Source organism: Aeromonas encheleia, from assembly GCF_900637545.1.
In the GTDB taxonomy this organism is placed as follows: domain Bacteria; phylum Pseudomonadota; class Gammaproteobacteria; order Enterobacterales; family Aeromonadaceae; genus Aeromonas; species Aeromonas encheleia.
Window position 1 is genome coordinate 4,478,857 of record NZ_LR134376.1, and the last position, 18,644, is coordinate 4,497,500.

Here is an 18,644-nt window from a genome sequence, read left to right on the forward strand (position 1 = left end):
CTCGGCTAGAGTAGAAAGGTCTCTCCAACAGGAATGGAAGCCATGAAACCCTTAATCTTGATAGGCCTGACCGCACTGCTGACCGCTTGTGGCGGCAATGACAGCGACTCCAACCCGAACCCGCCTCCCGCATCGAACGCCAAGATGTCCCTGGCCTTCTCCGATGCGCCGGTCGATTCCGTCCAGAAGGTCTGTATCGCCGTCGCCAATATCAGCATCAATCCCGTCACCGGCAACGAGCTGGGCTGGAGTACCGCCAGCTTCCTGACCAGTGCCGAGGACGATGGCTGTACCCCACTCGGCCTGCTCATCCCCTCCGACGACAACGGTCACCCGCAGTTTACCTACATCGATCTGCTGGCCTACCAGGGATCACACAGCCGCCCACTGCTGGACAGTCAGGACGTGGTCGCCGGTGAATACAGCCAGATGCGGCTGGAGATCCTGGATGGGACCAAATCAGAAAACCAGTTTGCCGACGGCACCCCCTACTCCTATGTGTTACAGGATGACGGGGTGATCAAGCCGCTGGAAGTGCCCAGTAACGAGCTCAAGCTGGACGCCTTCACCATTGCCGCCAACGGCACCAGCGCCTTTACCACCGAGTTCGATCTGCGCCACTCCATGGTGTTGCCAGGTCATGAAGAGCACTACAAGCTCAAGCCCAGAGGCGTGCGCCTGGTGAACAATACCGAGGTGGCCACCGTCAAGGGCACAGTGGCCAGCGGGCTCTGCGGTGGCGTGCTGACCGACAAGGCCTTCGTCTACTTCTATGACGGGTTGCGGCTGGACGATAACTATCCGGACATGTCCGACCTCGATAACGGCTTCTATGCCAGCGCCCCCGTTCTGCCCCAGACCGGAGGAGGCTACGGCTATGAGCTGGGCTTCGTGAACCTCGGCCATTATGACGTCGTGCTGGTCTGCAACGGCGATGCGGATGACCCCGAGCTGGCCGGCGATGTGCTGACTCTGGGCATGGTGAAGAAGGACCAGGTCGTGGCCGCACCGACCACGGAACTCAACTTCTGATGAGCGGGGCCCAAGGGCCCCGTTGTCGAGGCAACGGATGAAGGATTACCAACCCATCAGCTGTGACCTCTATGACTGGCTCGAGATCGCCGCCCGCTGGCAACTGGCCGTCGGTCTCGGCACCCGGGATGGGCGGCAGTGGGTGGACAAGATCCACACCATCACGGCTCGGGATGGGGTCGAATACCTGGTGCTGCACAGTGGCGAGCGGCTCAGTCTGGCCGAGCTGGCCACCCTGAGCCTGAACTGGCAAGGGGAAGAGAAGCGGATCCGCTTCGCTACCGCCGACTGAACGCCAGTCGCAAAAAAAAAGAGGGCCAACTGTGTTGGCCCTCTTTTTTCATGCGATTCTGCTCCGGGCTCAGCGTCTAGCCCGCCGCCAGCGCCGCCATCACGTAGACATCGAAGCGGTTGCTCTTGGTCTCGATGGCCATGCTGGGTCTCTGTTCGTTGAGCCAGCCCGCGTAGTCGGGCCGCTTTACCACCACCCGCTTGTCGGCCATCTGCAGCGCCGCCGGCAGCAGGGCGTCCGCATCCAGATCCGGCCCCACCAGCGACTGGAACACCCGCATCTCCTTCTTCACCAGCGCCGACTTCTGCTTGTGGGGGAACATGGGATCCAGGTAGATGACATCGGGCCGCTCGGTCAGCGCCAGCAGGTTGTCCACCGCCGGCCCCTGCAACAGCTGCATCCGCTCCCGCACCCAGCCACCGATCTCGGGATCCTGCCCCGCCCGCACCAGCCCGTCCTGCAGCAGGGCCGCCACCACCGGGCTGCGCTCGATCAGCGTCACCCTGCAGCCGAGGGAGGCCAGCACGAAGGCGTCGCGCCCCAACCCGGCCGTCGCATCCACCACGCTCGGCATGGCCCCCGCCTTGAGCCCCACCGCCTTGGCGATGGACTGGCCCCGGCCGCCGCCGAACTTGCGCCTGTGGGCCACGGCCCCCTCCACGAAGTCCACGTAGACGGCGCCGAGCTTGGGTTCGTCCAGCTTGCGCAGCTCCAGCCTGGCCTCGGTTAGCACCAGGGCGAAGGGCGCGGGGAACTCCACCTCGGCCAACCGCAGCCGCAGGGCATCGAGCTCCCCTTCGCGGGCGGGCACTTCACTGAAAACCTGGATATGGGGCATAACGAAGACTCATGACGGCGTGGAGCCGAGCATGATAGCAGAAGCGGGGGATCAGCTCACCGTAGTCAGATTGGTCAGGTTCATCCCCTGGCGATTGAGGCTCAGGTATTCCACCAGATCGTCGAAGGGCAGCGGGCGGCTGAGCAAATAACCCTGGGTGAAGGCACAGCCCTTCTGGCAGAGGAAGTTGAGCTGCTCGCGGGTCTCCACCCCCTCGATCACCACCTGCATGCCGAGGTTGTGCACTATGTTGATGATGCCGTCCAGCAGCAGCCGGTCCTGCTCGTTGAAGGGGATGTGACGCACGAAGGAGCGGTCTATCTTGACCAGATCCACCGGGAAGGTGCGCAGGTAATTGAGCGCCGAGTAGCCGGTGCCGAAGTCATCGATGGCCAGCTTGCAGCCCGCCTCGCGCAAGGCGTCGATCCGCACCCTGTGCTGATCGCTGCTCTCCATCAACAGGGACTCGGTGATCTCTATGATGATGTCCGCCGGATCCAGGCCGAAGTGACGGATCACCCTGAGCCACTCGTTCGCCTCTGGATCTATGGTCTGGAACTCCAGAGTCGAGCGGTTGATGGACATCTGCAGCTCAGGGAAACCGGACTGCTGCAAGCGGGCCAGATCCCGGCATGACTGCCACAGCACCAGCGCCCCCAGCCCCTGGATGAGCCCCGCCTCCTCCGCCAGCGGGATGAAGTCCGCCGGCGAGACCTGGCCCCAGTGGGGATGGTACCAGCGCACCAGCGCCTCCAGCTTGGCAACCCGGCCACTGCGGTTGTCCCAGATCGGCTGATAGGCCATGGTCAGCTGCGCCAGCTTGATGGCCTCCGCCAGATCTTGTTGCATCTGGTGGCGCTGGCTCACCTCTTCCCGCATGGAGGCGCTGTAGGTGCCGAGTTGCCGCCCCTGCCGCTTGGCGACGAACAGCGCCTGCTCGGCATTGCGCAGCAGCTCGTCACTGTCGGCCCCGTCATTGGGGCAGAGGGTGATCCCCAGGGTCGCCGTCACATAGAGGTGCTGGTTGGCCAGCATGAAGGGGCGGGCGAAGCCGCCGATCACCTGCTTGGCAAACACCTCGGCCTGGCGGCGGTTGACGATGCCGGGCACCAGGAAGGCGAACTCGTCGCCACCGATGCGGGCCACCAGATCCTCGGTACGGACCCGGCTCACCAGCCGATCCGACACCTCCCGCAGCAGGGCATCACCGACGTGGTGATCCATGCTGTTGTTGACCGCCTTGAAGTTGTTGAGATCCAGCACCATGAGCGCGAAGCGCTCGCCCCGCTCGCAGAAGCGACCGAGGCAGCGGCCAAACAGCCAGCGGTTAGGCAGGCCGGTGAGGTTGTCGTAGTTCGCCTGGGCCGCGATCTTCTGCTCCGCCAGCTTGGTCTGGGAGAGATCGCTGAAGATGGCGATGTACTGGCTGATCCGCCCCCCCTCCCGCAAGGCGCTGATCATCAGCTGCTGGGGGTAGAGCTTGCCGTTCTTGCGCTTGTTCCACACCTCGCCACGCCAGATCCCCACCCGCTCGAGGGCGTGGTACATGTCGGCATAGAAGGTCTGATCGTGCAGCCCGGACTTGAGCAGGCTGGGGCGCTGGCCGCAGGCCTCCTCCTCGCTGTAGCCGGTGATCTTCTCGAACGCGGGGTTGACCGAGATGATGCGGCTGTCGGCATCGCACACCAGTATGGCCTCGGACAGGTTGTCATAGACCCGGTGGGAGAGCTTGAGCTGCTCGGCGTGGCGCTTGATGGGATCGATATTCTCCAGCACCAGCATCAGATAGTCGGGGTGCAGCTGCTTGTTGCGGATCAGGGTCACCGTCACCCGGCCCCAGAGCACCATACCGTCCCGGTGCAGGTAGCGTTTCTCCTGGGTGAAGGCGGGACGCTCCCCCCGTCTCAACTCTTCGTAGTAAGGGATGCTGAGCAGCCAGTCTTCCGGGTGGTTGATCTCGGCGCCGGTGCGCAGTTGCAGCTCCTGCTGACTGTAGCCCAGCATCTTCTCGATGGCCGGGTTGACCCAGAGGATACGGCCCTCCAGATCCAGCTTGCCGATGCCGACTGGGGCATGGGACATCATGCTGTCCAGGAAATGGTGATACTCAGGTTGGGTCTGCAGCGGCTGGGAGGGCTGCTGGTACATCAGCGCCAGCTCGCGACCGGCGAGGGGGGCCAGCAGGCGCAGCAGTCGCATGAGCTTGTCCATGCTGGGCATGGCCCGCTTGAACATGACGCTGCACAGCCCCATGGTCTCGCCCTGGGCATTCTTCAGCGCTATACCGGCATAGCCCTTGATCTGCCAGCGCTCCAGCACGGCGGCATGAGGGAATAACTGACGGATACGATCGTTGAACCAGGCTTCCCCCTGCTGCATGACGATCTCGCCCGGGGTGCCGGCGAGGGGAAAACTGTAGGAGCCTATGTCGAGGGAGGAGGGATGAGCGGCATGTATGGTAAAAAACAGGCCCGAATGATCCCTACCTGAAACGAGGACGAGATCCGCCTCAACCGCTGTGGCGATTTCACTCACAAAGGTCTCGAAAAATCCTTTGCCACTCAGATGAGACAGGCTTGAGATGATTTGATAGACAGACTCGAGTGCTCGCCTCATGGCAAGATTCTTTCTCTCCCTGGAAGGTAGAACCCGACTCTACTGAAGAGGCGGGGACAGTGCAAACATGCTATCCGCAAGATATTAAAAAGCCTTGAAAAAAGGGACCTGCCGGTCCCTTTTTATCTCAAAAATCACGCGGCGATCCCACTCTGCCGCAGGACTGTACCTGCTTGAAGCTCACGGCCGCGCAGGGCACCAAACCTTATGCGGCTATCCCGCTATGGCGCAGCAGGGCATCCACTTTGGGCTCGCGGCCCCGGAAGGCACGGAACAGCTCCATGGGTTCTTTCGAACCGCCCTTCTCCAGGATGTTCTTCAGGAAGGACTGGCCGGTGGCGGGGTTGAAGATCCCCTCCTCCTCGAAGCGGGAGAAGGCATCCGCCGACAGCACCTCGGCCCACTTGTAGCTGTAGTAGCCCGCCGCATAGCCCCCCGCGAAGATGTGAGAGAAGCTGTGCTGGAAGCGGTTGAACGCCGGCGGCGTCAGCACCGCCACCTGGCTGCGCACCTCGGCCAGCAGGGTCGGGATCAGCGCCGGATTGGCCGGGTCAAACTCCTGGTGCAGGCGGAAGTCGAACAAGGCGAACTCCAGCTGGCGCAACATCTGCATGGCCGCCTGGAAGTTGCGGGCGGTCAGCATCTTCTCCAGCAGATCCGCCGGCAGCGGCTCCCCTTTTTCATGATGGCCGGAGATGAAGGCCAGCGCCTCGGACTCCCAGCACCAGTTCTCCAGGAACTGGCTCGGCAGCTCGACCGCATCCCAGGCCACGCCGTTGATGCCGGCCACCCCGGCCACGTCGACCTGGGTCAGCATGTGGTGGATACCGTGGCCGAACTCGTGGAACAGGGTCACCACCTCGTTGTGGGTGAACAGCGCCGGTTTACCATCCACAGGGCCATTGAAGTTGCAGGTCAGATAAGCCACCGGCTTTTGCAAGGATCCATCCTGGCGGTAGCGGCGACCCAGGCAGACATCCATCCAGGCCCCGCCCTGCTTGTGCTCGCGGGCGTAGAGATCGAGGTAGAAGCTGCCGCGCAGCTCATCCTCGGCGTCGAAGATGTCGTAGAAGCGCACGTCCGGATGCCAGGTATCGATGCCGAGGCGCTCGCGCACCTTGATGCCGAACACCCGGCGCACCACCTCGAACAGCCCCTTCACCACCCGGTTGGCGGGGAAGTAGGGCCGCAGTTGCTCGTCGGAGATGGAGAACTTGTGCTGCTTGAGCTTCTCGGCGTAGTAAGGGATATCCCAGGCGGCCAGCTCGTGCTGACCGTGCTGCTCGGCGGCGAAGGTGCGGATCTCCTCCAGCTCGGCCTTGCCCTGCGGCAGGGATTTGGCCGCGAGATCGGTGAGGAAGCCCACCACCTGCTCAGGCTTGTCCGCCATCTTGGTGGCCAGGGAGAGCTCGGCATAGTTGCCGAAGCCGAGCAGCTGGGCCAGCTCGCGGCGCAGGGATAGCAGCTCGGTCATGATGGCTGAGTTGTCCCACTTGCCGGCGTTCGGGCCCTGCTCGGAGGCGCGGGTGGTGAAGGCCTCATACAGCTCGGCGCGCAGCGCGCGGTTGTCGGCATACATCATCACCGGCAGGTAGGAGGGGATGTCCAGGGTGAACAGCCAACCCTGCTGGCCCTTGTGCTCAGCCAGCTGACGGGCGGCGGCCTGTGCGCTCTGTGGCAGACCGGCCAATTCGGCCTCGTCGCTTACCAGCTTGCTCCAGCCCTGGGTCGCATCCAGCACGTTGTTGCTGAAGCGGGAGGCCAGCTCGGAGAGACGGGCCTGGATCTCGCCGTAGCGCTGCTGCGCCTCGGCGGACAAGCCTATGCCGGACAGGCGAAAGTCGCGCAGGGTATTCTGGATCTCCTTGCGCTGGGCGCCACTCAGCAGCGGGAAGTCGTCGCTCTCGGCCAGCTCGCGATAGGCCTGGTAGAGGCCCTCGTGCTGGCCGACATAGGTCTGGAACTCGGACAGCAGCGGCAGGCAGGCGTCATGGGCCTCGCGCAGCGCCTCGCTGTTGAGCACGGAATTGAGATGACTGACCGGTGACCAGATGCGCGCCAAACGGTCGTTGACCTCTTCCAGCGGCGCTATCAGGCTGTCCCAGGTATGGGGATCCCGCTGGGACAGCACGTCCTCGATCTTCTGTTTGCAGTCGGCGATGGCCTGCGTCACGGCAGGCTGTACCTGATCGGGCTGGATCTGGCTGAAGGGGGGCAGCGAGTCCATTGTCAGCAAAGGGTTGTTCATACTGGGGTACCTCTAAATGCGCTACAGCCCCTGCCGTCCAGAAGCTTGCTTGGACCATCTAAGATGTAGGCAGAAAACCCATTAATCAAGCCTTTGCCAGCGAGAGCGAGGCCCGTTGCCCAGTTTTCGCGAAAACTTGCCTATTAAACCGGCAATCCGCACACCAGAGACGACGATGCCGGTCCCTGGACCGGCATCGTGAGCGAAAGAGCGCCGTGGCTATCAGCGGCGGGCATCTTCCTGCAGCCACTGGGCGGCCCGCTTGGCGAAGTAGGTGAGGATGCCGTCGGCACCGGCCCGCTTGAAGCAGACCAGGGACTCCAGGATGCACTCCTTCTCCTTCAGCCAGCCGTTCTGGATCGCCGCCATGTGCATGGCATACTCGCCACTCACCTGATAGGCGAAGGTCGGCACCCCGAACTGATCCTTGACCTGGCGGATCACGTCCAGATAAGGCATGCCCGGCTTGACCATGACGCTGTCGGCCCCTTCCTGGATATCCAGCGCCACCTCGTGCAGCGCCTCGTTGCCGTTGGCCGGATCCATCTGGTAGGTGGCCTTGTTGCTCTTGCCGAGGTTGCCGGCGGAGCCGACCGCGTCGCGGAACGGGCCGTAGTAGCAGGAGGCGTACTTGGCGGAGTAGGCCATGATCTGGGTATTGATGAAGCCGTGCTCCTCCAGTGCGGCACGGATGGCGCCGATGCGGCCATCCATCATGTCGGACGGCGCCACTATGTCGACCCCGGCGGCGGCATGGGAGAGCGCCTGCTTCACCAGGATCTCGGTGGTGATGTCGTTCAGCACATAGCCTTCGTCATCGATGATGCCGTCCTGACCGTGGGTGGTGAAGGGATCCAGCGCCACGTCCGTGATGACCCCCAGCTCCGGGAAGCGGGCCTTGAGGGCGCGGGTCGCACGCTGGGCCAGGCCGTCCGGGTTGTAGGCCTCTTCCGCCAGCAGGCTCTTGCTCTCCAGCGGGGTCACCGGGAACAGGGCGATGGCGGGCACGCCGAGGGCGACTAGCTCTTCGGCCTCAATCAGCAGCAGATCGATGGAGAGGCGATCCACCCCGGGCATGGAGGTGACGGCCTCACGGCGGTTCTCCCCCTCCAGCACGAACACGGGATAGATGAGATCGTTGGCCGTCAGGACGTTCTCACGCACCAGACGACGGCTGAAATCATGTTTGCGCACCCGGCGCAGACGGCGACCCGGAAAGGCGCCAGGAAGAGTTGTAGCCATGAATCACTCCTGAAGAGGAAGTTGGAAGAACGCGGCGGAGGTGGCCCGGGTATGGGCCAGCAAGGCCTCGGGCGCCTCGCCACGGCAGGCCGCCACCACCTTGGCGATGTGCGGCAGATAGGCGGGTTCGTTGCGTTTAGGTCTGGGTGTCAGATCCCGCGGCACCAGATAGGGGGCATCGGTCTCGATCATCAGCCGGCCGGCCGGGATGCGCGCCACCTGTTCCCGCAGCAGCTGACCACGGCGCTCGTCGCACAGCCAGCCGGTCACCCCTATGTGCAGCCCCAGCGCCAGGCACTCGTCCAGCTCCTCGTCGGAGCCGGTGAAGCAATGCAGCACGGCCCCCGGCAACTTGGGCAGCCAGGGGCGCAGGATCTCGACGAAGCGGGCATGGGCATCACGGCAGTGCAGGAACACCGGCATCCCCAGCTCGGCGGCCAGCGCGAGCTGGGCGTCGAACACCGCATCCTGCACCGGACGGGGAGAGAAGTCGCGATTGTAGTCGAGGCCACACTCGCCGATGGCCACCACCTGGGGCAGTGCCGCCAGTTCGCGCAGGACCGGCAGGGTATGCGCATCGACACTCTTGGCATCGTGGGGATGAACCCCGGCGGTGGAGAAGCAGTAGCCGGGCCAGCGGGCGGCCAACTCGGCGCTCTCCCGGCTGCCCGCCAGATCGGTGCCGGTCAGGATCAGCGCCTCGACCCCGGCGGTGCGAGCGCGGGCCACCAGTTCGGCCTGTTCGCCGGCAAACTGGGAGCTGGTGAGGTTGAGACCAATGTCGATCATGAGGTAATGAATTTCCAATGAACGGAAGGCATATCAGGTATTTGAAAACCATCTACCGATTGGGGCCTTACCATACGCCTCCGGGCGGAGCCTGAAAAGAGGAAGGGAGCCTCAGCTCCCCTCATCCGTCTGTTCCTGCGACTCTTCGTCCTCTTTCCTGGTGTAGAAACGGGCGAAGAACAAGCCTATCTCCCACAGCGCCCACATGGGGATCGCGAGCAGGGTCTGGGAGAAGACATCCGGCGGGGTCAGCAACATGCCCACCACGAACACCCCGACGATGACGTAGGGGCGTTTCTCCCGCAGGCTCTTGGGGTTGGTCACACCGGTCCAGCACAGCAGTATGGTGGCCACCGGGATCTCGAACGCCACCCCGAACGCGAAGAACAGGGTGAGCACAAAGTCCAGGTAGCTGGCGATGTCGGTCGCCACCGTCACCCCGGCGGGCGCCGTGCTGGTGAAGAAACCGAACACCAGCGGGAACACCACGTAGTACGCAAACGCCATGCCGCCATAGAACAACACGGCGCTGGAGGCGACCAGCGGCATGATCAGCCGTCGCTCGTGCTGGTACAGACCGGGGGCGATGAAGGACCAGGCCTGATAGAGCAGATAGGGGATAGCCACGAAGAAGGAGACCACCAGGGTCAGCTTGATCGGCGTGATGAAGGGGGTCGCCACATCCGTCGCTATCATGCTGGTGCCTGCCGGCAGCTGGCTGAGCAGCGGCCTGGCCACGAAGTCGTAGATGTCGTTGGAGAAATAGATGAGCGCGACGAACGCCAGCAAGATGGCCGAGAACGACCGCAACAGGCGCGTCCTCAGCTCCACCAGATGGCTGATCAGGGGTTGTTCGGTCTGACTCATGGCTTCACCTCCCCTTTGTCTCTGGCGGCATCCTGGGCGACGGTTGCTACCTCAGTCTCCACCGCACCCGGTTCAGGGACGGCGATGGCCTGCGCTACCGGTTCGGGAGCTAGCGTCGGGGTCGCCTGCGGCGGACGGATCTCGTTCTGCTGCCCGTTCTGTGGCGAATAGGGGCGATTCACCGACTGGGCGGCCGCCTTCAACTGCTCGATGGACTCCTGCAGCTCGGGGCTGAGGTTGCTCATCTGCAATTGCTCGGCCTTCTTCAGATCGTTGTGCAGCTCTTGCAACTTGAGCTCCTGCTCCAGCTCGGACTTCACCGAGTTGGCGGTGCTGCGAATGAGCTTGATCCAGTGGGATGCCGTACGGATGGCGACCGGCAGGCGCTCAGGCCCCAGCACCACCAGGGCCACCACACCGATGACGACCAGCTCCCAAAAACCGATGTCGAACATGGCTTAGGCCTGATCTTTGTCTTTCTGCTTGGTGGTGTCGGCACTGTTGGCCGCCTCGTTCAGCTGCTTCGTCGGGAACTCGGCATCCTTCTGCTCGGGTTTCTGTTCGGTGCCCGACTCATCGGACAGCGCCTTCTTGAAGCCCTTCACCGCCGCCCCCAGATCGCCACCGATCCCGCGCAGCTTCTTGGTACCGAACAGCAGCACGACGATGACTGCGATGATCAACAACTGCCAAATACTGATACCACCCATGATATTTCTCCAAGATTGGCGCCCGAGGTGCGCGAGTATGTTATTGACGGAAAGGATGCCGATACCAGCCCGGCAAGTTCTCCGAGATTGGCACCGGGAAGCGCCGTTTTTTGTTTAGTGGGAACGGGTTTTCAGCCAGCCAAGCAACCAGCATACACCGGCACCGGCGAGGGTTATTTGTCCCCACTCAATATGTTGTTTCTGGGTCAGCAAGAATACACCCACTAACAGTAGGCTGGCTCCAACCCCTAAGAGGTAGCGTGCCTGACCCTGACGGTGGCTGTGCCGGCGGAAATCCGCAAACATCTGCTCGAAATGGTGTTGCTGATGACGGGCCTGGCGCAGGGTCTCGTAGACCAGCTCCGGCAGCTCCGGCAGCTTCTCCGCCCAGAACGGCGCCTTCTCCCTGATCGCATTCAGCACCGCCTTGGGCCCCACCTGCTCGCGCATCCAGCTTTCCAGATAAGGCTTGGCGGTCTGCCACAGATCCAGCTGCGGATAGAGCTGGCGTCCTAGCCCTTCTACATAGAGCAGGGTCTTCTGCAGCAGCACCAGCTGCGGCTGCACCTGCATATTGAAGCGGCGGGCGGTGTTGAACAGGTTGAGCAGCACGTGGCCGAACGAGATCTCGGACAGCGGCTTCTCGAAGATGGGCTCCAGCACGGTGCGGATGGCAAACTCGAACTCGTCCACCTTGGTGTCGGCAGGCACCCAGCCCGACTCCACGTGCAGCTCGGCCACCTTGCGGTAATCCCGGTTGAAGAAGGCGAGGAAGTTCTCCGCCAGGTAGCGCTTGTCTTCCCGGTTGAGGGTGCCGACTATGCCGCAGTCGATGCCGATCCAGAGTGGATTGTCGGGGTGCTCGTAGGAGACGAAGATGTTGCCGGGATGCATGTCGGCGTGGAAGAAGCTGTCGCGGAACACCTGGGTGAAGAACACCTCCACCCCGCGCTCCGCCAGCAGCTTCATGTTGGTGCCGTTGGCCTCCAGGGCCGCGATGTCGGAGACCGGAATGCCATAGATGCGTTCCATCACCAGCACCTGCTCGCGACAGTGCTCGGTGAACACCTCGGGCACATAGAGCGCATCGGAGCCGGTGAAGTTGCGGCGCAGCTGGATGGCGTTGGCGGCTTCGCGCATCAGGTTCAGCTCGTCGAGTATGGTCTTGCGATACTCCTCCACCACCTCGATGGGGCGCAGTCGCGCACTCTGGGGCGCGAAACGGGCCGCCAGACGGGCCAGCGCTTGCATCAGGCGCAGATCCGCCTCGATGACGGGTTCGATGTCGGGCCGGATCACCTTGATGACGATCTCGCGGCCATTCTCCTTCAGCCGGCCGGTGTGCACCTGGGCGATGGAGGCCGAGGCCAGCGGCGTCTCATCGAAATCTTCGAACAGGGTCTCGATGGGGCAGCCCAGGCTCGCCTCTATCTGGCGCCTGGCCTCCTGGCCACAGAAGGGGGGAACCCTGTCCTGCAGCAGGGCCAGCTCTTCGGCGATGTCCGGCGGCAGCAGATCCCGCCGGGTCGACAGCATCTGGCCAAACTTGATGAAGATGGGACCGAGCGCCTCGAAGGCGAGGCGAATGCGGGCGCCACGGCTCAGATCCGGCTGCTTGTTCTTCAGCCAGAACAGGCTGCGACGCAGCAGGCGTCCTGGCCAGGGTTGATAACGGGCGGGCACCAGCTCGTCGATGCCCTGCTCCAGCAGAATGCTGACGATGCGATAGAGACGCTTGAACTCCTTCGGGGTCATCAGCTCACCCGCTGCTCGAGGCGAGCCAGTCGCAACTCGACCGCTTTCAGGTGCTGGGCCAGCAGTTCGACGTCATCGTTGAAGCTCGCGACCTCCAGCGGTCCAGGGGCCAGTCTGGCCTCCTCGGTCAGGTACTCGGCCAGCTGACGCTGGGAGCGGTACAGCTCACGACCCAGCACGCGGCGCGCCTGACGGGCCCCACTGCACAGGGTGTGGGCCAGCACGTCGCCGGTGTAGCGGGAGAGTTCCTCTTCCCAGTCGATGTCGAGCTCTCCCAGCAGGGCGCTAAACGCCTGCACCAGCTGCGGATCGCCACTCAGATCGAGTCGCTCCTCGCGGATATAGCGGGTCAGGGCGGAAGGGTCTTTCAGCAGACCGAGGGCGGTCAGCGACAGGCTCAGCACGGCGTCGGCCTCCCCCTCGTAACCGGCCAGCACATCCAGCCGCCGGTCGGAGAACACAAACCAGAGCGGCTTCAGCTCGCGCAGCTCCAGCTTGAGCACCTTGCCCGCCAGCTTGCGCAGCCGCTCCGGGCTCTGCTTGTCGAGGCCCAGCAACTGATTGAGGCTGGTTTCGATCACCCCAGTGACCATGGCATCCATCGGCATAGGCAACCTTAAAACTTGTAACCGCGGTGCAGGGCGACGACACCCTGGGTCAGGTTGTAGAAGTCCACCTGATCGAAGCCGGCGTTTTCCATCATCCCCTTCAGGGTCTGCTGATCCGGGTGCATGCGGATGGACTCCGCCAGATACTTGTAGCTCTCGCCGTCGTGCGCCACTAGCTCACCCATCTTCGGCAACAGCTTGAAGGAATAGAGGTCATACAGCTTGGCGATCACCTCGCTCTCCGGCTTGGAGAACTCCAGCACCAGCAGGCGGCCACCCGGCTTGAGCACCCGGAACATAGAGGCAAGCGCCTTGTCCTTGTCGGTGACGTTGCGCAGGCCGAAGCCAATGGTGATGACATCGAAGTGGTTGTCCGGGAAGGGTAGCGCCTCGGCGTTGGCCTGTACGTAGGAGACGTTGTTCGCCACCCCCAGGTTGCGCAGCTTGTCGCGGCCCACCTTGAGCATGGAGTCGTTGATGTCCGCCAGCACCACCTGACCGGTCTCGCCGACGATGCGGGAGAACTTGGCGGTCAGATCGCCGGTGCCACCGGCCAGATCCAATACCTTCTGGCCCTTGCGCACGCCGGAGCAATCAATGGTGAAGCGCTTCCACAGGCGGTGAATGCCGAACGACATCAGATCGTTCATCAGATCATACTTGGCCGCCACCGAATGGAAGACGCCAGCCACCAGAGTTTCTTTCTCGGTCGCCGCCACGGTTTTATAGCCAAAATGCGTAGTAGTAGTCTGTTCCGACATCCCTCAAACACCCATAGAGCAAAGAATGGCCGCCAGTTTACCAGAGCCAATGAGCTGCGGACACCTTAAACCCGGCTGGCGACCAACTGCATCCCCAGCATGACCATGGCCAGACAGAGGAAGAGATTGAGGCCGATGTTGAGCAGCGCCTTCAGGTAGGCGCCTTGCTGGGCCAGCACCACGGTATCGAGGGCGAAGGAGGAGAAGGTGGTCAGCGCCCCCAGGATCCCGACCATCAGCAGCGGCTTCATCGGATGCTCCAGCACATGGCCCTGACTGATCAGCGCAAAGGCGATGCCCATGATGAAGGAGCCGATCACGTTGACCGCCAGGGTGCCATAGGGAAAGTGGCGACCGAGCAGCAGCGCGAGCAGTTCGGTCATGCCGAACCGCAGGCAGGCACCGATGGCGCCACCGACGGCAACAAATAACCAAGTTTGCATAGGAACGGACTCCGTCGTATCAGGCTGGCATTATGCAAAAGGCGCTCGCTTGGTGATAGTGGCGAGATCAAGCCCGGGGTGGCTAGCGGCGAAAATCGACCACTTCCTCTGTCAGCAGGTGCAGCGAGGTGCTGGCCGGCCGGGTCTCGGCGATGACGCTGCCATGGCGGATGGAGTAGCGCACCGGCACCTGGCGCCGCACCGCATCGAAGCCGTTCTCCGCCGGCAGGATCAGCAGGTTGGCGGGTTTGCCTACCTCAAGCCCGTAGCGCGCCTGCACGTTGAGGGTACGAGCGCTGTGCTCACCGATCAGCTTCAGGCTGTCATTGATCTGCTCGTATCCCATTAGCTGGCAAACATGCAGCCCCATGTGCAGCACCTGCAGCATGTTGCCGGTCCCCATGGGATACCAGGGATCGAACACATCGTCGTGGCCGAAGCAGACGTTGATGCCCGCCTCCAGCATCTCCTTCACCCGGGTGACACCGCGGCGTTTGGGGTAGGTATCGAACCGCCCCTGCAGGTGGATGTTCACCAGTGGGTTGGCCACGAAGTTGATGTCGGCCATCCGCAGCAAGCGGAACAGGCGGGAGGCGTAGGCCCCGTTGTAGGAGTGCATGGCTGTGGTGTGGCTGGCGGTGACCCTGGCGCCCATGCCGCGCTCATAGGCCAGGGTGGCCAGGGTCTCGATGAAGCGGGACTGCTCATCGTCTATCTCGTCGCAATGCACATCGACCAGCACCTGGTACTTGTCGGCCAGCGCGAAGATGTGATGCAGGCTCTCGACCCCGTATTCCCGGGTGAACTCGAAGTGAGGGATGGCCCCAATCACATCGGCTCCCAGCCTGAGCGCCTCTTCCAGCAGCGCCTTGCCGTTGGGATAGGAGAGGATCCCCTCCTGCGGGAAGGCGACTATCTGCAGTTCGACCCAGGGCTTCATCTCCTCGCGCACCTCCAGCATGGCCTTCAGGGCGATCAGGTTGGGGTCGGACACATCCACATGGGTACGGACGAACTGGATTCCGTTGGCGATCTGCCATTTCAGCGTCTGGATGGCGCGCCGTTTCACATCCTCGTGGGTCAGCAGCGCCTTGCGCTCGGCCCAGCGCTCTATCCCCTCGAACAGGGTGCCGGAGATATTCCAGCTCGGCTCACCCGCCGTCTGGGTGGTATCGAGGTGAATATGGGGCTCGATAAAGGGCGCGATGGCGAGGCCCTCCTCGCCATCCAGCACCGACTCGGAGGAGAGTGACGCCGTCATGGGCTCGATGGCCCAGATCTGGCCATCCTGGCAGAGGATCTGCCACAACCCGTCTCTGCCTGCCAGACGCACCTTCTTTATCAGCATGTTTTTCTTCCCTATTTTAGGCATCTGCGGCCTTTTTCAACCCGTAACTTAGCTTGCTTCAATTTAATAGAAAAGCGTTCACATTGAATACATATGAAAACGCTACCATTGATAAACAGCCACAATAAGGGAGTAATGGGGATGAAAGCAGGATTGACCGAGATCGGAAGCGCCAGCCTGTTTCACGAGTATTTGCAGACGCTGGGTATCCGCAAACCCCCTCTGACGTCGATAGAGAGAAATTGGGAGTACAAACGAGGGGAAAAGCTGCTGGCTGCTATCCAGATAGAAAGGTCGGGGCAGGCCCGCTTCTATCTCGATGCCAGGCAGATATCGATGAACTGAAAAATGCGAATACAAAAAAGCCTCCCGATTGGGAGGCTTTAATATTTACTGGTGCTGATACCCAGAGTCGAACTGGGGACCTCATCCTTACCAAGGATGCGCTCTACCAACTGAGCCATATCAGCACACTAACCGGTAAAGAACACACTGTGTGCGTTATCTAAATCTGTTGTCCGCAACAACCTTACATCGCTGCACGACCAATCACATCGCTGTGACCGTAATTAGGAGCCTGGCAGTGTCCTACTCTCGCATGGCGAATGCCACACTACCATCGGCGCTACCGCGTTTCACTTCTGAGTTCGGCATGGGATCAGGTGGTTCCACGGCGCTATGGCCGCCAGGCAAAAACTTCAATCTCGGAAAGCTGACGTGAATAACGACTAAGCGCTTAGCTTGGTCACTATCACTGAATTAAGTAAGTAGTTCTTCATCTGCTACAAGGCCCAGAACACTTCTTGGGTGTTGTATGGTTAAGCCTCACGGGTAATTAGTATGGGTTAGCTCAACACGTCGCCGCGCTTACACACCCCACCTATCAACGTTGTGGTCTCCAACGGCCCTTTAGGACCCTCAAGGGGTCAGGGATGACTCATCTCAGGGCTCGCTTCCCGCTTAGATGCTTTCAGCGGTTATCGATTCCGAACTTAGCTACCGGGCAGTGCCACTGGCGTGACAACCCGAACACCAGAGGTTCGTTCACTCCGGTCCTCTCGTACTAGGAGCAACTCCCTTCAATCATCCAACGCCCACGGCAGATAGGGACCGAACTGTCTCACGACGTTCTGAACCCAGCTCGCGTACCACTTTAAATGGCGAACAGCCATACCCTTGGGACCGACTTCAGCCCCAGGATGTGATGAGCCGACATCGAGGTGCCAAACACCGCCGTCGATATGAACTCTTGGGCGGTATCAGCCTGTTATCCCCGGAGTACCTTTTATCCGTTGAGCGATGGCCCTTCCATTCAGAACCACCGGATCACTATGACCTACTTTCGTACCTGCTCGACCTGTCCGTCTCGCAGTTAAGCTGGCTTATGCCATTGCACTAACCTCCTGATGTCCGACCAGGATTAGCCAACCTTCGTGCTCCTCCGTTACTCTTTGGGAGGAGACCGCCCCAGTCAAACTACCCACCAGGCACTGTCCGCGAGCCCGATTCAGGGCCCTGCGTTAGAACATCAAACATACAAGGGTGGTATTTCAAGGACGGCTCCAGCGCAACTGGCGTCACGCCTTCAAAGCCTCCCACCTATCCTACACATGTAGGTTCAATGTTCAGTGCCAAGCTGTAGTAAAGGTTCACGGGGTCTTTCCGTCTAGCCGCGGGTACACCGCATCTTCACGGCGAATTCGATTTCACTGAGTCTCGGGTGGAGACAGCATGGCCATGGTTACACCATTCGTGCAGGTCGGAACTTACCCGACAAGGAATTTCGCTACCTTAGGACCGTTATAGTTACGGCCGCCGTTTACCGGGGCTTCGATCAAGAGCTTCGCTTGCGCTAACCCCATCAATTAACCTTCCGGCACCGGGCAGGTGTCACACCCTATACGTCCACTTTCGTGTTTGCAGAGTGCTGTGTTTTTGATAAACAGTCCCAGCCATCTGGTCACTGCGACTCCCAACTGCTCCATCCGCAAGGGACTTCACTGTCAAGAGCGAACCTTCTCCCGAAGTTACGGTTCTATTTTGCCTAGTTCCTTCACCCGAGTTCTCTCAAGCGCCTTGGTATTCTCTACCCGACCACCTGTGTCGGTTTGGGGTACGATGACTTGTAATCTGAAGCTTAGAGGCTTTTCCTGGAAGCATGGCATCAATGGCTTCACCACCGTAGTGGCTTCGTCTCGTGTCTCAGCGTTGCATCTCCGGATTTGCCTAGAGATACCGCCTACGCACTTTCACCAGGACAACCGTCGCCTGGCCCACCTAGCCTTCTCCGTCCCCCCATCGCAATTACAAGTCGTGCAGGAATATTAACCTGCTTCCCATCGATTACGCCTTTCGGCCTCACCTTAGGGGTCGACTCACCCTGCCCCGATTAACGTTGGACAGGAACCCTTGGTCTTCCGGCGAGGAGGCTTTTCACCCCCTTTATCGTTACTTACGTCAGCATTCGCACTTCTGATATCTCCAGCATACCTCTCGATACACCTTCGCAGACTTACAGAACGCTCCCCTACCACTCACACATAAGTGTGAATCCGCGGCTTCGGTGCCTGGTTTGAGCCCCGTTACATCTTCCGCGCAGGCCGACTCGACTAGTGAGCTATTACGCTTTCTTTAAATGATGGCTGCTTCTAAGCCAACATCCTAGCTGTCTGAGCCTTCCCACATCGTTTCCCACTTAACCAGAACTTTGGGACCTTAGCCGGCGGTCTGGGTTGTTTCCCTCTTCACGACGGACGTTAGCACCCGCCGTGTGTCTCCCGGATATTACTTACTGGTATTCGGAGTTTGCATGGAGTTGGTAAGTCGGGATGACCCCCTAGTCCAAACAGTGCTCTACCCCCAGTAGTATTCGTCCGAGGCGCTACCTAAATAGCTTTCGGGGAGAACCAGCTATCTCCGAGTTTGATTGGCCTTTCACCCCCAGCCACAGGTCATCCCCTAACTTTGCAACGTTAGTGGGTTCGGTCCTCCAGTTGATGTTACTCAACCTTCAACCTGCCCATGGCTAGATCACCCGGTTTCGGGTCTACACCTTGCAACTAGACGCCCAGTTAAGACTCGGTTTCCCTACGGCT

At 61.2% G+C, this 18,644-nt stretch carries 16 protein-coding genes, 1 tRNA gene and 2 rRNA genes (1 of these 19 running past the window's edge); 3 read left to right on the forward strand and 16 right to left on the reverse strand.

Features of this window, described 5'->3' with window-relative positions; translation table 11 throughout:
• The first annotated feature begins 42 nt into the window (after positions 1-42).
• Together EL255_RS20965 and EL255_RS20970 are read left to right on the forward strand one after the other, a co-directional pair.
• Positions 43-1,032 (forward strand): DUF4382 domain-containing protein, encoded by a 990-nt coding sequence (locus EL255_RS20965; protein ID WP_042651793.1) that lies wholly within the window; start codon positions 43-45, stop codon positions 1,030-1,032.
• Positions 1,033-1,069: 37 nt separating this feature from the next.
• Positions 1,070-1,324: a Rho-binding antiterminator gene (locus tag EL255_RS20970; RefSeq protein ID WP_042651794.1), complete on the forward strand. Its 255-nt coding sequence runs from the start codon at positions 1,070-1,072 to the stop codon at positions 1,322-1,324.
• Positions 1,325-1,400: 76 nt separating this feature from the next.
• Here EL255_RS20970 and EL255_RS20975 read toward each other — a convergent pair whose 3' ends face one another.
• From EL255_RS20975 to EL255_RS21035, 13 genes are all read right to left on the reverse strand, one after another.
• The gene (locus EL255_RS20975) at positions 1,401-2,162 is read right to left on the reverse strand and encodes a class I SAM-dependent methyltransferase (RefSeq protein WP_256353578.1); all 762 of its coding nucleotides are present in this window, start codon (positions 2,160-2,162) and stop codon (positions 1,401-1,403) included.
• Positions 2,163-2,213: 51 nt separating this feature from the next.
• Positions 2,214-4,778 (reverse strand): putative bifunctional diguanylate cyclase/phosphodiesterase, encoded by a 2,565-nt coding sequence (locus EL255_RS20980; RefSeq protein ID WP_042651795.1) that lies wholly within the window; start codon positions 4,776-4,778, stop codon positions 2,214-2,216.
• A 205-nt stretch (positions 4,779-4,983) separates the two neighbouring features.
• Entirely contained in the window at positions 4,984-7,026 is a 2,043-nt protein-coding gene (gene prlC, locus EL255_RS20985) for an oligopeptidase A (protein ID WP_042651796.1), read from the reverse strand.
• Positions 7,027-7,248: 222 nt separating this feature from the next.
• Positions 7,249-8,268, reverse strand: coding sequence for a porphobilinogen synthase (gene hemB, locus EL255_RS20990; protein WP_042651797.1), 1,020 nt, complete (start codon positions 8,266-8,268; stop codon positions 7,249-7,251).
• Positions 8,269-8,271: 3 nt separating this feature from the next.
• Positions 8,272-9,057 (reverse strand): TatD family hydrolase, encoded by a 786-nt coding sequence (locus EL255_RS20995; RefSeq protein WP_042651798.1) that lies wholly within the window; start codon positions 9,055-9,057, stop codon positions 8,272-8,274.
• Between the two features lie 111 nt (positions 9,058-9,168).
• The gene (tatC, locus tag EL255_RS21000) at positions 9,169-9,924 is read right to left on the reverse strand and encodes a twin-arginine translocase subunit TatC (RefSeq protein WP_042651799.1); all 756 of its coding nucleotides are present in this window, start codon (positions 9,922-9,924) and stop codon (positions 9,169-9,171) included.
• Positions 9,921-10,379, reverse strand: a complete 459-nt coding sequence (tatB, locus tag EL255_RS21005; protein ID WP_042651800.1) for a Sec-independent protein translocase protein TatB — start codon at positions 10,377-10,379, stop codon at positions 9,921-9,923. The genes tatC and tatB overlap by 4 nt, the downstream gene beginning before the upstream one ends.
• A 3-nt stretch (positions 10,380-10,382) precedes the next feature.
• Entirely contained in the window at positions 10,383-10,634 is a 252-nt protein-coding gene (tatA, locus tag EL255_RS21010) for a Sec-independent protein translocase subunit TatA (protein ID WP_042651801.1), read from the reverse strand.
• A 114-nt stretch (positions 10,635-10,748) separates the two neighbouring features.
• The gene (gene ubiB, locus EL255_RS21015) at positions 10,749-12,389 is read right to left on the reverse strand and encodes a ubiquinone biosynthesis regulatory protein kinase UbiB (RefSeq protein ID WP_042651802.1); all 1,641 of its coding nucleotides are present in this window, start codon (positions 12,387-12,389) and stop codon (positions 10,749-10,751) included.
• A complete protein-coding gene (locus EL255_RS21020) occupies positions 12,389-12,997 on the reverse strand; it encodes a ubiquinone biosynthesis accessory factor UbiJ (RefSeq protein ID WP_042651803.1) in 609 nt (202 codons plus the stop codon). Before EL255_RS21020 ends, ubiB begins: the two co-directional genes overlap by 1 nt.
• A gap of 8 nt (positions 12,998-13,005) precedes the next feature.
• On the reverse strand, positions 13,006-13,758 hold the full coding sequence (gene ubiE / locus EL255_RS21025; RefSeq protein WP_042651804.1) for a bifunctional demethylmenaquinone methyltransferase/2-methoxy-6-polyprenyl-1,4-benzoquinol methylase UbiE: 753 nt from the start codon (positions 13,756-13,758) through the stop codon (positions 13,006-13,008).
• A 65-nt stretch (positions 13,759-13,823) separates the two neighbouring features.
• Positions 13,824-14,201 (reverse strand): fluoride efflux transporter CrcB, encoded by a 378-nt coding sequence (gene crcB, locus EL255_RS21030; RefSeq protein WP_042651805.1) that lies wholly within the window; start codon positions 14,199-14,201, stop codon positions 13,824-13,826.
• 82 nt (positions 14,202-14,283) lie between these two features.
• A complete protein-coding gene (locus EL255_RS21035; protein ID WP_042651806.1) occupies positions 14,284-15,549 on the reverse strand; it encodes a cytosine deaminase in 1,266 nt (421 codons plus the stop codon).
• 93 nt (positions 15,550-15,642) lie between these two features.
• Here EL255_RS21035 and EL255_RS21040 point away from each other — a divergent pair, with 93 nt between their 5' ends.
• Positions 15,643-15,894, forward strand: a complete 252-nt coding sequence (locus EL255_RS21040; RefSeq protein WP_042651807.1) for a hypothetical protein — start codon at positions 15,643-15,645, stop codon at positions 15,892-15,894.
• A 49-nt stretch (positions 15,895-15,943) separates the two neighbouring features.
• Here the strand turns inward: EL255_RS21040 and EL255_RS21045 are convergent.
• The 3 genes from EL255_RS21045 to EL255_RS21055 form a co-directional block, all read right to left on the reverse strand.
• Positions 15,944-16,019: transfer RNA gene (locus EL255_RS21045), tRNA-Thr, on the reverse strand.
• Between the two features lie 105 nt (positions 16,020-16,124).
• Positions 16,125-16,239, reverse strand: a 5S ribosomal RNA gene (gene rrf / locus EL255_RS21050).
• 124 nt (positions 16,240-16,363) lie between these two features.
• A 23S ribosomal RNA gene (locus tag EL255_RS21055) occupies positions 16,364-18,644 on the reverse strand (it continues 609 nt past the right edge of the window).

Excerpts from the sequence above, each read along its gene's own strand:
- tatC (WP_042651799.1), bottom strand. The coding sequence starts at position 9,924 with ATGAGTCAGACCGAACAACCCCTGATCAGCCATCTGGTGGAGCTGAGG.
- tatB (WP_042651800.1), bottom strand. The coding sequence starts at position 10,379 with ATGTTCGACATCGGTTTTTGGGAGCTGGTCGTCATCGGTGTGGTGGCC.
- crcB (WP_042651805.1), bottom strand. The coding sequence starts at position 14,201 with ATGCAAACTTGGTTATTTGTTGCCGTCGGTGGCGCCATCGGTGCCTGC.
- tatA (WP_042651801.1), bottom strand. The coding sequence starts at position 10,634 with ATGGGTGGTATCAGTATTTGGCAGTTGTTGATCATCGCAGTCATCGTC.
- EL255_RS21035 (WP_042651806.1), bottom strand. The coding sequence starts at position 15,549 with ATGCTGATAAAGAAGGTGCGTCTGGCAGGCAGAGACGGGTTGTGGCAG.
- EL255_RS20995 (WP_042651798.1), bottom strand. The coding sequence starts at position 9,057 with ATGATCGACATTGGTCTCAACCTCACCAGCTCCCAGTTTGCCGGCGAA.
- ubiB (WP_042651802.1), bottom strand. The coding sequence starts at position 12,389 with ATGACCCCGAAGGAGTTCAAGCGTCTCTATCGCATCGTCAGCATTCTG.
- EL255_RS20970 (WP_042651794.1), top strand. The coding sequence starts at position 1,070 with ATGAAGGATTACCAACCCATCAGCTGTGACCTCTATGACTGGCTCGAG.
- prlC (WP_042651796.1), bottom strand. The coding sequence starts at position 7,026 with ATGAACAACCCTTTGCTGACAATGGACTCGCTGCCCCCCTTCAGCCAG.
- EL255_RS21040 (WP_042651807.1), top strand. The coding sequence starts at position 15,643 with ATGAAAACGCTACCATTGATAAACAGCCACAATAAGGGAGTAATGGGG.
- ubiE (WP_042651804.1), bottom strand. The coding sequence starts at position 13,758 with ATGTCGGAACAGACTACTACTACGCATTTTGGCTATAAAACCGTGGCG.
- EL255_RS20965 (WP_042651793.1), top strand. The coding sequence starts at position 43 with ATGAAACCCTTAATCTTGATAGGCCTGACCGCACTGCTGACCGCTTGT.
- EL255_RS20975 (WP_256353578.1), bottom strand. The coding sequence starts at position 2,162 with ATGCCCCATATCCAGGTTTTCAGTGAAGTGCCCGCCCGCGAAGGGGAG.
- hemB (WP_042651797.1), bottom strand. The coding sequence starts at position 8,268 with ATGGCTACAACTCTTCCTGGCGCCTTTCCGGGTCGCCGTCTGCGCCGG.
- EL255_RS21020 (WP_042651803.1), bottom strand. The coding sequence starts at position 12,997 with ATGCCGATGGATGCCATGGTCACTGGGGTGATCGAAACCAGCCTCAAT.
- EL255_RS20980 (WP_042651795.1), bottom strand. The coding sequence starts at position 4,778 with ATGAGGCGAGCACTCGAGTCTGTCTATCAAATCATCTCAAGCCTGTCT.